At 52.4% G+C, this 12,438-nt stretch carries 13 protein-coding genes; 6 read left to right on the forward strand and 7 right to left on the reverse strand.

Annotated features, from left to right (window positions below):
* From B2R48_RS08340 to B2R48_RS08350, 3 genes are all read right to left on the reverse strand, one after another.
* The coding region (locus B2R48_RS08340) for an amino acid ABC transporter permease (RefSeq protein ID WP_296999354.1) at positions 1-843 on the reverse strand (843 nt) is incomplete at its 3' end.
* A 117-nt stretch (positions 844-960) separates the two neighbouring features.
* The gene (locus B2R48_RS08345; protein WP_062955059.1) at positions 961-1,983 is read right to left on the reverse strand and encodes an amino acid ABC transporter substrate-binding protein; all 1,023 of its coding nucleotides are present in this window, start codon (positions 1,981-1,983) and stop codon (positions 961-963) included.
* A gap of 495 nt (positions 1,984-2,478) precedes the next feature.
* Positions 2,479-4,431, reverse strand: coding sequence for an acetoacetate--CoA ligase (locus B2R48_RS08350; RefSeq protein ID WP_296999355.1), 1,953 nt, complete (start codon positions 4,429-4,431; stop codon positions 2,479-2,481).
* A 421-nt stretch (positions 4,432-4,852) separates the two neighbouring features.
* Between B2R48_RS08350 and moaB the strand changes: the two genes are divergently transcribed.
* From moaB to B2R48_RS08370, 4 genes are all read left to right on the forward strand, one after another.
* Complete coding sequence (moaB, locus tag B2R48_RS08355; protein WP_296999356.1) at positions 4,853-5,383, forward strand: molybdenum cofactor biosynthesis protein B; 531 nt, start codon at positions 4,853-4,855, stop codon at positions 5,381-5,383.
* 64 nt (positions 5,384-5,447) lie between these two features.
* Positions 5,448-6,215: a sulfite exporter TauE/SafE family protein gene (locus B2R48_RS08360; RefSeq protein WP_296999357.1), complete on the forward strand. Its 768-nt coding sequence runs from the start codon at positions 5,448-5,450 to the stop codon at positions 6,213-6,215.
* A 267-nt stretch (positions 6,216-6,482) separates the two neighbouring features.
* Positions 6,483-7,295, forward strand: coding sequence for a hypothetical protein (locus B2R48_RS08365; protein WP_296999358.1), 813 nt, complete (start codon positions 6,483-6,485; stop codon positions 7,293-7,295).
* Between the two features lie 72 nt (positions 7,296-7,367).
* On the forward strand, positions 7,368-8,129 hold the full coding sequence (locus B2R48_RS08370) for an IclR family transcriptional regulator (RefSeq protein ID WP_296999359.1): 762 nt from the start codon (positions 7,368-7,370) through the stop codon (positions 8,127-8,129).
* 71 nt (positions 8,130-8,200) lie between these two features.
* On the opposite strand, the gene msrA is transcribed toward B2R48_RS08370, so the two are convergent.
* Positions 8,201-8,845 carry a peptide-methionine (S)-S-oxide reductase MsrA gene (gene msrA, locus B2R48_RS08375; RefSeq protein ID WP_296999360.1) on the reverse strand — a complete coding sequence of 215 codons (645 nt, stop codon included), beginning with the start codon at positions 8,843-8,845 and terminating at the stop codon, positions 8,201-8,203.
* 82 nt (positions 8,846-8,927) lie between these two features.
* Between msrA and B2R48_RS08380 the strand changes: the two genes are divergently transcribed.
* Positions 8,928-9,353: a PGPGW domain-containing protein gene (locus B2R48_RS08380; RefSeq protein WP_296999361.1), complete on the forward strand. Its 426-nt coding sequence runs from the start codon at positions 8,928-8,930 to the stop codon at positions 9,351-9,353.
* Here the strand turns inward: B2R48_RS08380 and B2R48_RS08385 are convergent.
* The 3 genes from B2R48_RS08385 to B2R48_RS08395 all read right to left on the reverse strand — a co-directional run bounded on the left by B2R48_RS08385 (position 9,343) and on the right by B2R48_RS08395 (position 11,826).
* Entirely contained in the window at positions 9,343-10,623 is a 1,281-nt protein-coding gene (locus tag B2R48_RS08385) for an SPOR domain-containing protein (protein WP_296999362.1), read from the reverse strand. The two genes, B2R48_RS08380 and B2R48_RS08385, sit on opposite strands and share 11 nt — an antisense overlap.
* 243 nt (positions 10,624-10,866) lie before the next feature.
* The gene (locus tag B2R48_RS08390; protein WP_296999363.1) at positions 10,867-11,262 is read right to left on the reverse strand and encodes a hypothetical protein; all 396 of its coding nucleotides are present in this window, start codon (positions 11,260-11,262) and stop codon (positions 10,867-10,869) included.
* A gap of 96 nt (positions 11,263-11,358) precedes the next feature.
* Positions 11,359-11,826 carry a tetratricopeptide repeat protein gene (locus B2R48_RS08395; protein WP_296999364.1) on the reverse strand — a complete coding sequence of 156 codons (468 nt, stop codon included), beginning with the start codon at positions 11,824-11,826 and terminating at the stop codon, positions 11,359-11,361.
* Between the two features lie 133 nt (positions 11,827-11,959).
* Between B2R48_RS08395 and B2R48_RS08400 the strand changes: the two genes are divergently transcribed.
* Positions 11,960-12,438: DUF4126 domain-containing protein (locus tag B2R48_RS08400; RefSeq protein WP_296999365.1), on the forward strand; the 479-nt coding region annotated here is incomplete at its 3' end.

A 12,438-nucleotide genomic window follows, 5' to 3' on the forward strand; every position in this document is an offset into this window, starting at 1 on the left:
ATAGGTCGAGGTGTAAACCGTAAGGCCGATCAGTACTGCCATGAATTCGGGTGAAATATTGTAACCACCCCGGATATTAAACCCTTTAAGGGCCGGCATGCTCAGTTCGGTCGGCGCACCGCCGACCAGATAGGCAAGCAAAACAAGCCCGACGAAAATGCCGAGACCGGCAAGAAACATCGGGAAGGGCTGGCCGGTCGCATCCTGACGCTTTTTGGCCCATTTCTTGACGAAATAGATCACAGCGCAGGCGATTACGGCGGCAATGGCCATCAGGGTGTAGGCGGCATCAGGTTCTGGAACCGGCATATACATGCCGCGTGATGTCAGCAAAACGCCGGGAATGGGTTCCAACGCATCGCGCGGGTGCGGGAATGCGCCGGGAATCAGTGCGTACCAGAAGAACAGTTGCAGCAGCACTGGAATGTTTCGGAACGTCTCAACATAAACGGTTGCCAGTTTACGAACGATCCAGTTCGAGGACAGGCGTGCAATGCCAAAGATTGTCCCGATGATCGTGCACAAAATGATGCCGAGAAGTGACACCTTCACAGTGTTAAGCAGACCAACCATCAGCGCCGTCGCATAACTGCTTTGTGCGCTGTAGTCGATCATGGTCTCGCTGATCTCGAAGGACGCTTCAAGATCGAGGAACCCGTAACCGGTAGAGATGTTTTGTTGTTCAAGGTTGTACAGGGTGTTGGACACCAGGTACCAGCCTGCAAGGACGATCAGTCCAATCGCGATGATCTGATACAGCACCGCACGAACGTTTTCGTCATTCAGGTAGTCGACGAGACCCTTGGAACGAACATCCCCCGGGGCATTTTGAGGCTTACTCATATGACCCTCAGGTGTAGATTATATCCAAAATCAGTAAGCACCTAACGAAAAGCTCCGCCCATGCGTTCAGACAGTGGGGCGGAGCTTCGTAGGTTTAGATAGTCGGCTTGCTAGTGATTAGCGCACCGGCCATGCATACTGCAGGCCACCATCGGTCCACAGAGCGTTCAGACCACGCTCAAGACCCAGCTTGGCGGTAACGTTTTTCTCATAGCTTTCGCCATAGTTACCAACCTGCTTGATGATGTTGTATGCCCAAGCTTCGTCAAGACCAAGAGCTTCACCCATGCCCGGCGTTACGCCCAGCAGACGCTGGATGCCCGGGTTGGTGCTGTTTGCTTTCATGTCGTCAACATTTTCCATGGTGACGCCATACTCTTCTGCTTCAACCATTGCGGTGAAGGCCCAACGAACGATGTCCGACCACTGTTCGTCACCCTGGGCGACAACCGGGCCGAGCGGTTCTTTGGAAATGATTTCCGGCAGAATGACGTAGTCAGCCGGGTTTTCAGCCATCTGGGTACGGATGGAAGCAAGACCCGAAGCATCGGTGGTGTAAACGTCGCAACGGCCAGAGAAGAAGGCAGCAGTTGCTTCGTTGATGTTTTCGATAACAACCGGCTCGAAGGACATGCCTTTGGCGCGGAAGTAATCAGCAAGGTTCAGCTCGGTCGTGGTGCCCGGCTCAACGCAAACGGTTGCGCCGTCAAGCTCAGTTGCGCTCGAAACGCCAAGACCTTTCGGGATCAGGAAGCCCTGACCGTCATAGTAGTTGACGCCGACAAAGGTCAGGCCGAGTTTTGCATCACGGGTGGTGGTTGCAGTGGTGTTACGCGACAGGATGTCGATTTCACCGGACTGCAGGGCCGTGAAGCGCTGTGCTGCGGTCAGCGGGGTGTACTGAACGGCGTTCGCGTCACCAAGCAGCGCAGCTGCAGTAGCGCGGCAAACGTCAACGTCGATACCTTCCCACTTACCTTCGGCATTGGCAGCGGAGAAACCCGGAAGACCGGTGTTCACGCCGCACTGAACGAAACCTTTGTCCTTGATGCCGTCAAGCACAGCACCTGCCTGTGCGTTCTGCGCGGCAACGGCTGCAACGGTCATTGCGCCAGCGGCAAGGATCGTTTGGATTTTCATAAGATGAGCTCCCTTATTAGCAAAGCATTGTTTTTAGCTTTTGTGCCACCCTGGATATGCAAAGCCGCATATCCATCCGTCCGAAGAAGATCGGACCGCCAAATTAAGAAATTTTAGGCCGCCTCGTGTCAAGTGTGAAAAATTTAGGGCACGGCAGAGAACTGTGTTTTCAGCGGAAAAATGAGACTTTTTCTGCAGTTATATCCTGCGTACTTTCGCGTAGATAATTTATACAAATTCCCATTTCCTATTTTTATTCAATGTTCTAGGTGGGTTTTGAGAAGTGATGGGGACTGCGTTGGGAATTGCACGAACTTTTTTTCACCAAATTCAGGTCAATGGTCAAAAAAAGTGCACGAGTTCACATTGTTTAAAAAGCGTGCAGCGCCGCAGTGCGGAATCGGCGCGACACGCAGAAAGGTCGCAACGCTTTGTGGTCAGGCGAGGGGGCAAGTGTGAAAAAAGCCCCGCTGGTGATGGCGGGGCTTTTGAAGATCAGGATTTTAGTTCTGAAAGATTGGAAAATAGCTCCAATGCCGTCGGGTTTGCCAAGGCTTCCTGATTTTTCACCGGTCTGCCATGGACAACATCGCGAACGGCGAGTTCTGTAATCTTGCCCGATTTTGTGCGTGGAATATCGGCGACAGCAAGTACCTTGGCTGGCACGTGGCGTGGTGTGCAGTTGGCTCGGATCTGCTTTTTGATTTTATCGATCAGAGCGGTATCCAGCACATAATTATCGCGGAGCACAACAAACAGGATGACCCGAACGTCGTTATCCCAGTCCTGACCGATAACAATCGATTCCTGAATTTCAGGCAGCTTTTCGACCTGGCGATAGATCTCGGCCGTGCCGATGCGAACACCACCTGGATTAAGCGTGGCGTCTGATCGACCGTAAATAACCATGCCACCTTCATCATCAAGTTCGACATAGTCGCCATGGCACCAAATGTTATCAAACCGATCAAAATAGGCGCTGTGATAGCGTGACCCATCCGGGTCATTCCAGAAGCCGACCGGCATGGACGGGAAGGGCTTGGTGCAAACAAGCTCACCCTTTTCATTGCGCACAGGCTTGCCGTCATCATCAAACACGTCGACTGCAACGCCAAGGGCCCGGGTTTGAATGACGCCGCGTTTTACCGGCAAAACGGGGGATGCCAAAACAAAGCAACCGAGAATGTCCGTGCCGCCGGAAATGGACGCCAGATGAATGTCTTCCTTGATGTCGCGATAAACGTAATCAAAGCTTTCCGGAGCGAGCGGGGAACCAGTAGAGGTCATGGCGCGAACTGAAGAAAGATCGTGGGTTTCGCGCGGCTTCAGCTCTGCCTTGGCAAGGGCATCAATGTATTTTGCCGATGTCCCAAAAAGAGTCATGCCTTCGGCGTCGGCATAGTCAAACAGGATGTTGCCATTCGGATAGAACGGTGAACCGTCATAGAGCAAAAGTGTGGCGCTAGCAGCAAGCCCGGCCATGAGCCAGTTCCACATCATCCAGCCACAGGTCGTGAAATAGAAAACGCGGTCACCCGGTGCTACGTCACAGTGCAATATATGCTCGGATACCTGTTTGAGCAGAGTGCCGCCAGTGCCATGCACAATGCATTTGGGTTTGCCGGTCGTGCCCGATGAGAACATGACATAAAGCGGGTGATTGAATTCAACCTGCTCAAAGACGATCTTTTCAGTCCGGAAAGGGGCGATGAATTCTTCATACTTTATTGCATTGCGAATTCCGGTGGTGTTTGCCCCGTCAAAGGCATACTGAACGATAACGACCTTCTTCAGGCTGTCGATGCGGTCAACGACGTCGCGTACCTTTTCGCGGATATCATGTTGCTTGCCATTATAATGGTATCCATCGACCGTTATCATGACGGTTGGTTCAATCTGACCGAAGCGGTCAACGACACCTTGCACGCCAAAGTCGGGGGAGGCAGAAGACCATGTTGCGCCAATGGCCGCTGTTGCCAGCATCGCAATGACGGTTTCGGACATGTTTGGCATGTAGCCACATACCCGGTCGCCCTTGCCAACGCCTTCGGCGCGCAGTGCCTGCGAAAACTTGGAGACCGCAATGTTAAGCTCAGCGCAGGAAAGGCGGCTTTTGACCTTGTCCTCGCCCCAGAAAATCAGCGCGTCATTGTCGTCATCACGAACCAGCAGGTTCTCGGCAAAGTTCAGACGTGCGTCAGGGAAGAATTGCGCTCCCGGCATTTTGTGGCCATCGATCAGGATGCGCTCGCCCCATGTTTCGGCCTTGAGTTCGGCGAACTCAATGACAGCAGGCCAAAAATGTTCGAGTTCGGAAACGGACCAGTCATAGAGTTCCGTGAAACTCTTGAGATCAAGCGCATACTTGTCGTTCACCCAGTCGCGAAAGCGGGTGACGTTTGCATTTTCAACGCGTTCTTTCGTCGGTTGCCAAAGCAAGTCGCTCATGATGAGTCCTTTGTTTCCTGTCGACCATATTTTCTGTTTTTGACGCATCATTCCAGGGCGCCAAATTGGTAGTCCTTTACCGCTTTTCTAAGCGTAATTTTTCAGACCGGCAAGCGAAGTCACCGAGATGTCCTGTATTGGTAATACCAATTATGTCATTTTTGATGAAGTAATAAATTCAATAAGTTTGTCAAGATATTCAAATTAAATGAGGAGTGGGGTCTTTCTTTTGGGAGAAATTAGTTTGGTGGAGTACGCGTTTGGAAGGTCGGTTTGCTAATAAAACTTCAAAATATATGCCTGAATTGTTGTTTCATGATTCGGAAGGCAGCCTTGGTATTCTCCTGATGCGTGAAAACGCTTGCACCCATTTCAGGTCATATTAGTTTGGTGCAGCCTTTCAAAAGATATGGAGAACATCATGGCAGGTATTGACGAAAGCATACCGTTTGTATCGATCAACATTGCCGTTCTGACTGTAAGCGATACGCGTGATCTCCATAATGATACGTCCGGGGAAGTGCTGTGCGAACGGATCATCGAAAAGGGACATCGCGTCTATGAACGGCAAATCCTGCCAGATGATCAGGTTGCTTTGCGTAAACAGCTGGGTGCATGGTGCGCCAACCAAAATGTCGATGCGATTATAACAACGGGAGGCACCGGTGTTACTGGACGTGATGTCACAGTCGAAGCACATCGCGCCTTGTATGAAAAGGAAATCCCGGGTTTCGGGGAACTTTTCCGATGGGTTTCCTTCCAGAAAATCGGAACGTCCGCCGTTCAGTCACGATCAACTGCCGGTGTCTGTATGGGAACTTATTTGTTTGCTTTGCCGGGATCGACAGGGGCCTGCAAGGATGCATGGGACGAAATCCTGTCCTATCAACTCGACAACCGGCATCGGCCCTGCAACTTCGTCGAGTTAATGCCCAGGCTTCTTGAGAAATAAGGGTGTGAACGGTTTTATACGCGGCCCTAAATCCTGAAAGTTTCCGAACAAACAAGGACGTCCGATGGAGTTTATCTCGGATCCGTTTTTCTATGTCGTGGGCATCCCGGCGGTTTTAATCGCAGGCGTATCAAAAAGTGGTTTTGGTGGCGGCCTTGGGGTGATCGCGGTTCCGTTGATGGCGTTGGCCGTTTCGCCGCAAGCTGCGGCCGCCATCATGCTTCCTATTCTATGCCTGATGGATGTTGCCAATGTGTGGGCCTATCGCAAGCGCTGGGACCGCAGAAACATGAAGATACTTGTTCCTGCTGCGTTGCTTGGCATTTTGGTGGGAACATTGTCGTTTAGTTATCTGAATGAAGCCGCGGTCAAACTGATTATCGCAATGATCGCGATCATTTTCACGCTGGACCATTGGTTGCGTGGCCGCAGCGCAAGTACGGTGGCCGGATCTGCAACAATCGGAAAAGGAACCATTCTGGGGGCGCTCGCCGGGTTCACAAGTTTTGTCGCCCATGCCGGCGGGCCACCGGTGTCGGTTTATCTGTTACCGCAGAGAATGGACAAGTCGATCTTCGTTGGCACGACGGTAATGTTCTTCATTGTCGTCAATTATGTGAAATTGATTCCATATGCCATGCTTGGGCAGTTCGACGCCTCGAACCTTGGAACATCGCTTTTGTTCGTGCCTGTGGCATTGTTTGGAACCTGGTTGGGCTTGTGGGCGCATGACAAGGTAAGTGTCACCTTGTTCTATCGGGTTTGCTACAGTCTTCTGTTCCTGACAGGGGTTAAACTGTTGACTGATTCTATCCTTGAGTTCACGGCCTGAAGATCGCCTTGGGTGTTTACGGGAAACGGGATAGGCGATTGTACTACCCTGTGAGTTTAACCAATCAAAACAGATAAGTAGCAGCCTGAAGCGGCTGCCTGCCAGCGTTTGTCAATTTGGCGGAAATAAACCGGCGGAATGCGGTCCATATCGAGCGATTTGTTCGGTTTACTTGTTTGCACTTGCCCAACTCAGCGAAACCGGCTACCGATATTGGCACTTTGTCGATAAATTGTTATCGAGGATTGTATAGAGGAAACAAAGCCGGTGGAACTGATCCTTGCCAAGATTGCCGTATCTGTTGGAACAGTTCTTGGGCTGTCCGTCCTTGCAGAGCGCGCAGGCCCACGGGTTGCAGGTGTTCTTTCTGGTTATCCGTTGGGAACGGCCATCCTTCTGTATTTCATCGCAATCGAGCAGGGGATCACATTTGCCAGTGAAAGCGCGGTTTATGCGTTGCCGGGGCTGATCGCGACACTCACGTTCCTTTATGCCTATTTCCTTGTTTCACGGAAATGCGCGGCCTTACCGGTTATTCCCCAGATTGTTCTGAGTTCCCTTGGCGCTTTTGTCGTATATCTTTCAGTGTCTTGGCTGTTTCAACTGGCCCCGATGAGTTTGACACAGGCGGCTGTGATCCTGCTGGTCGCGATATTTGTTGCCCTTATCCTGTTCCGCAAAATCGAGAATGTCCGAATTCTCAATCGTGTCCGCCTGACGAAGGGTGTGGTTCTGCTGCGTGCGGCATTAGCGGCGGTCATCGTCTTGGTGATCAGCGGAATTGCAGCATGGATCGGTCCCCGGTGGTCCGGTTTGCTGTCAGGTTTTCCGGTAACACTCTATCCCATGATGCTCATCATTCATTTTTCTTACGGGGTTGAGCCGGTTCACACTGTGATCCGCAATTTCCCGCGTGGGATGGGCGCGCTGTGGGTTTACATTCTTGCCGTAAGCCTTGGCTATCCTGTCCTTGGTTTGGGATGGGGTACAGTTTGTGCGTTTGGGGCGGCTACGGTTTATCTGGTCAGTTACTCAGCTTTTGTCTGGGTACGTCAAAAGTCCGTGCAAGCCGCACGATGATCTCCTAAAATTTAGAGACAACATAACAACGGTGGTCGGCATTACTGACCGCTTTTTGGGAGAAGTCTCTGAATGCAACAAGTGCAGTCGCTCGTCAGGGCGCTAAGCATCCTTAACGCGCTTGCGGAAAGTGAAGACGGGATGACGCTGACCGAAATTGCGCAACAGGTAAAATTGCCGCCGTCAACGGCGCATCGGTTGCTTACAACCATGCAGCACGAACGTTTTGTGACTTTTGATGGTGAGCGCACACTTTGGTTCGTTGGGGTCCAGGCGTTTAGCGTTGGCAACGCCTTTACCAAAAACCGCAACCTGAGCCAGATCGCGCGCCCCTATATGCGTGCGCTTATGGAAGACAGTGGTGAAACCGTCAATCTGGCTGTCGCTGACGGAGGCGAAGTCATCTTCCTGACGCAGGTCGAATGCCGCAAGATGATGCGTGCGCTGGTCACGCCCGGCCGCCGGGCATTGATGCATTGTTCAGGCGTGGGCAAGGCACTCCTTGCGTTTTTGCCAGAAGAAGAACTGCATTCCGTCATTGCGCAGCACGGTATGCCCAAGATAACCGACCGAACTCTCGTAACTCAGTCGGCCCTGGAGCAGGATTTGGAACGTTCCAGGCAGCGCGGTTATGCACTTGACGATGAAGAGCATGCCGTAGGTTTGCGCTGTGTCGCTGGCGTGGTCCGTGACGAGACCGGGCTACCCATCGCAGCCTTGTCGCTTTCAGGACCTGCGGCACGTATTCCGAACGACCAAATTAAACACCTGGGGCTTAAGGTCCGTCGGGTGTGCGCGGACCTTAGTCGTGAATATGGCGGAAAGCCGGTCTGAGGTTAAAGCAACGCGATAACTTAGCTTTGGTGATCAGAGCAGGAAAAAAACATCTCTGATCACCGTCTTCGTTACATGCCCGGGCAGGAAACGCCGGTGCCGCCAAGACCACAGTACCCGTCGGGATTTTTGTGAAGATACTGCTGATGAAAGTCCTCGGCGTAGAAGAATTCCGGTGCCTCGGCAATCTCGGTGGTCACATCGTTCTGACCGGCTGCCTTCAGGGCCGCATTATATTCCGCGCGTGACTGTTTTGCGGCTTCTACCTGGTCGGGCGTGCAGGCAAAGATTACGGAACGGTATTGGGTTCCGACGTCATTGCCCTGACGCATGCCTTGTGTCGGGTCATGGCTTTCCCAAAACAGTTTCAAAAGCGATGAATAGGAAACCACGGCCGGATCAAACACAACCATGACAACTTCTGCATGGCCGGTCATTCCGCCGCAAACTTCACGATAAGTCGGGTTTTTTGTATAGCCGCCAGCATATCCCACAGCTGTGCTGTAAACGCCTTCGGTTTGCCAAAACAGCCGTTCAGCACCCCAGAAGCACCCCATGCCAAAGACAGCCATTTCGAGATGCTGAGGAAACGGGCCTTTCATGGGATTGCCTGTCACTATATTTGTCTCCGCGACCGGGAGTGCCTCGTCACGGCCCGGAAGCGCGGTTTCTGCGGTTGGCATTTTAGGTTTATCGGCTTTTAGCACGGAGAACATATCGTTTATCCCGTAGAAATTTGTGTGTTCATGGGTGCAATGTACTCCAGACGCGCACAATAGCAATTCCCCTGTTGATCAAATGTCTTTGAACATTCTTTTGGCAGCGTCGAGTGTGAACGGGATAATCGACATCAAAAGTCGCTGGAATTGCTCGGTAGGGTCGGCCTTGCGTAAGCTAAAGCGTTTGCAATCAATGGGTCTGATGATCGCAGGAGCAGTCTGTTTGCTGGTCGGTTTGTTGTTCTTGCCGTTGCCGCCACCGTTCTTTGGGATGGTCTTTATTGCATTTGGCGTCCCGCTATTGGCTGCGGGGTCAAAAAGAACAAGGCGGCTTATCCAGCATCTGCGTTGGCGCTATTACCGGCACAACGCCAAGGTCGAATACCTCCTGAACAGGATGCCAGGATTCGTGCGCAGACACGGAAAGAAAACGCGTCCAGATGGCCTTGTGCGTTCACACAAAATTGCGGCAGCGGCCAAAGAACGCCTCAGGCCTAAGGGCTGACTTTACGTATCAGGCAATCTGTCCCTGCGGATTTCAGGGTATTACACGCCTGTGTTGCCGCCGCAGCGGTGCCATAGTTGCCCGTCAATAAGCGGAAGAACAGACCTTTACCCTCAATCGCAATACTGACCACCTCGTGGTCGGCGGCGGCAAGCATACCATGAGACGCATTCTGGAACTTTGACCAGGCGCCTTCGGCCCGCCCGCGTGACCGGTACGCCGCCAGTTGAACGGCGTAGTAGGGGGCGGTTGACGTAGTGGTCTGTGCCGGCGGATTTGGTTCAGTCGCCATTGATTGTGATGTTTCGGTCGTCGCGTCTGAGGGGGGAGTGGCCGAGGCAATCGGAAGCTCGATCATCGGTGCTTCTGGGCGACGGTCCACGACATCAAGCTCGCCTTGTTCGACAGGCCGGGCGTTGGATGTGACAATCGCACCCGAATGTTCGGTAGATGCAGAGTCACCTGCAATTGTTGGCGCTTCGGTGACTGGCTCAGGTGCTGCCACAGGGGCTATCTTTGCTACCGTAGTGGCGGTTGTATTTTTTGGCGGCTGTGTTGGTTTTTCCGCTTTGATTTTCGCATCGTTTGTAGCTTTTGACGCCGCAGGGGCGGTTGATGCGGTCCGTCGTTCAACGCGGGTCAGCTGTGCTGTGTTCTCGCTGACCTCGATATCCATTCGCGCAACAGCGTTGGTTGGTGCTTCGGGTTCGGCCGTTACGACGCCGCCTGTCTCATAAAAGCGGCGATCACGTTCGACTTGTGGTGGATCAGGAAGTTCCGGGCCAGGCGGCACCGTTGCCGATGCGACGACTGTATCGATTTCCTCGGAGCGGGCGTATTCAGGGGATGCAGCATCAAGCGCAACAAGACGTCTCTGTGCAAGGCTGTTGATGCTGCCGGAAAGACGAATACCCTGACCGCAATCAAGATCCACTTTCGTGTCAGGTGGTGTAGCGGTTAGCCAGACATAAAGTTTACGTGCGCTTTGGTAGTTCCCGTCCATGTCATAGGTAATGGCCTGAAGCAGGTTCTCTTGAGGGCTACTCGCAAGCGATATCGGACTGGATGTACCGGAACTGTTGCCTTCTTGCGAACGGGGGTGCTGTTCCGTCTGACCAAGAAATAATCCGCAAGCAACCTGATCAAAATTGTTTTTTTCGGCGGCTGAGGACTGATCGCCAGATGCGGAAGTGATTTCTTGTGGTGTGGAAGAAGATCCAAACCAGAGACCGGACAGGTCATCCGTGCTACAGGCGGCGAGGAGCGGCAAAAGCGCTGCGGCGGTAATCCAGCCCCGCTTGTTGCAAGGGTTGTTTTTTGTTGTCGCAGACCTGCTTTTCACGCTTCACCTGATCATCGCTATATCAGGGAAAGTTATATCTTTCCTTGCCGACAAAAACAACTGTCGCAAATAACCAACTGCGATCAGGTCTACTTAGAAATCAGGAACATAGTCAAACAAACGCAGCTGGATCTGTTTGCGTGAATGACCAGCTTGGGTGACGGCAACAGGTTATCGCATGATCAAGGGAATCATAATTCCGGCAAGCAGGACCAGAACAGTTACGGCGATCACGATGTTGATGATCCCTTTGCTGGCTTGGTTGGCTGTTTCACGCGTTACACCGGGGCGTTGGCCGGCACGTCCTGCCGATCCGCGAGATCCTGAATTGCTCTCGGCAGTCAGGATCTTGACGACTTGCTTCTTGTCCCGTCGGCTGGCCTGATCATACTTGTTTTCGACGATGCGGATTTCAGTATTGCTTTTGTTGCCAATCGCTTCTTTGGCGGTATTGAGGGCAGCAGTATAGTCGGAGACCGTTTCCAGTTCCATCAGCTGGCCCGTCGTCCGCTGGCAAACCACCGTATAGCTTTTACGCATTACCGCATTTGACATGGCTAATCCCATTTGCGTCTGTCCATATAAAAAAGACATATGGCCTGTTTACGCAAGAATGGGAACCTATCCAGACGAATAGGTTTTGGGCGGTCTCAATAACGTTGTTCAGTTTGTGATTTTGCTTGCAAGAATTTGGTATTCTTCGCAACCCGTGCCGCAAAGCTGTTCTAACCGTGCCAGATTTTCCTGTGCCAGTTCCGGCTTGCCTGTCTGAAGAAACAACTCGCCCTGATACTCAAGAGCGCCGACATGCTCCGGGTCGATCATAAGTGCGCGTTCATAGTTTTGTGCGGCACTGTCAAAATCCCCCGTTTTGCGTTGGCTGTAGGCGAGGTAATTATACAGATCGGCGTTGTCCGGATCTTCCTTGAGCATTGTTTCGATCTTGTCGATAGCCATATCGTACATGCCCGTATCTACAAGCTCGGTCACGGCGCCAAGGTCTGTTCCCCCGGAACTCCATGTATCTGAACTGCCCATCGCAAATGCGTTGCTTGTTAAAAGCGGGGCGGCAAGAAACATCACCACAGCACATGCCTTGATCAATTTTAGGGTTTCACCATCACGGTTCATCGTCGTACCTTTCGTAGATCTACTTTGGCATTGATACGTGCGTTGGGACGCTCTGAAAGTGTGATTTATCACAACTGGAAGTTTTGCCTAGTCACTTGTTGGTGAGAATTGTGTCTTTGAAAGGGCGTTATCTGTGGGGGTCATTGAAACTCTTGCTTTGGGAATGGGCGGGGCCTGGGCCAGCGGTGTAAATCTTTATGGTACCGTTGTTATCCTTGGCTTTATGAACAATTTCGGGCTGCTGGACCTGCCACCGGAACTTCAGATTCTGGGAAGCTGGTGGGTGCTGGCGTTGGCAATGTTCCTGTACCTGATCGAATTCGTTGCGGACAAAATTCCAATCGTCGACAGTGTTTGGGATGCCATTCACACCTTTATCCGTATTCCGGCTGGTGCCCTGCTTGCGGCCGGCGCCCTGGGGGGCCTTGATGTCGGGTTGGGCGATGGCGTTCAAACCGCCATCGCATTGCTGGTTGGCGGGACCGTTGCGGCTGGAAGTCATTTTACCAAGGCAGGTAGTCGGGCTGCGATCAACACGTCACCTGAACCGATTAGCAACAGCGTCGCCTCGGTTGCCGAAGATGTGGCCGTTTTTGGTGCGCTTTACACTGT

The organism is Thalassospira sp. UBA848 (genome assembly GCF_002295455.1).
In the GTDB taxonomy this organism is placed as follows: Bacteria; Pseudomonadota; Alphaproteobacteria; order Rhodospirillales; family Thalassospiraceae; genus Thalassospira.

Bases quoted from the DNA above. Each gene is read 5' to 3' on its own strand.
- B2R48_RS08345 (WP_062955059.1), bottom strand. From the start codon at position 1,983: ATGAAAATCCAAACGATCCTTGCCGCTGGCGCAATGACCGTTGCAGCC.
- B2R48_RS08350 (WP_296999355.1), bottom strand. From the start codon at position 4,431: ATGAGCGACTTGCTTTGGCAACCGACGAAAGAACGCGTTGAAAATGCA.
- moaB (WP_296999356.1), top strand. From the start codon at position 4,853: ATGGCAGGTATTGACGAAAGCATACCGTTTGTATCGATCAACATTGCC.
- B2R48_RS08360 (WP_296999357.1), top strand. From the start codon at position 5,448: ATGGAGTTTATCTCGGATCCGTTTTTCTATGTCGTGGGCATCCCGGCG.
- B2R48_RS08370 (WP_296999359.1), top strand. From the start codon at position 7,368: ATGCAACAAGTGCAGTCGCTCGTCAGGGCGCTAAGCATCCTTAACGCG.
- msrA (WP_296999360.1), bottom strand. From the start codon at position 8,845: ATGTTCTCCGTGCTAAAAGCCGATAAACCTAAAATGCCAACCGCAGAA.
- B2R48_RS08380 (WP_296999361.1), top strand. From the start codon at position 8,928: ATGTCTTTGAACATTCTTTTGGCAGCGTCGAGTGTGAACGGGATAATC.
- B2R48_RS08390 (WP_296999363.1), bottom strand. From the start codon at position 11,262: ATGGGATTAGCCATGTCAAATGCGGTAATGCGTAAAAGCTATACGGTG.
- B2R48_RS08395 (WP_296999364.1), bottom strand. From the start codon at position 11,826: ATGAACCGTGATGGTGAAACCCTAAAATTGATCAAGGCATGTGCTGTG.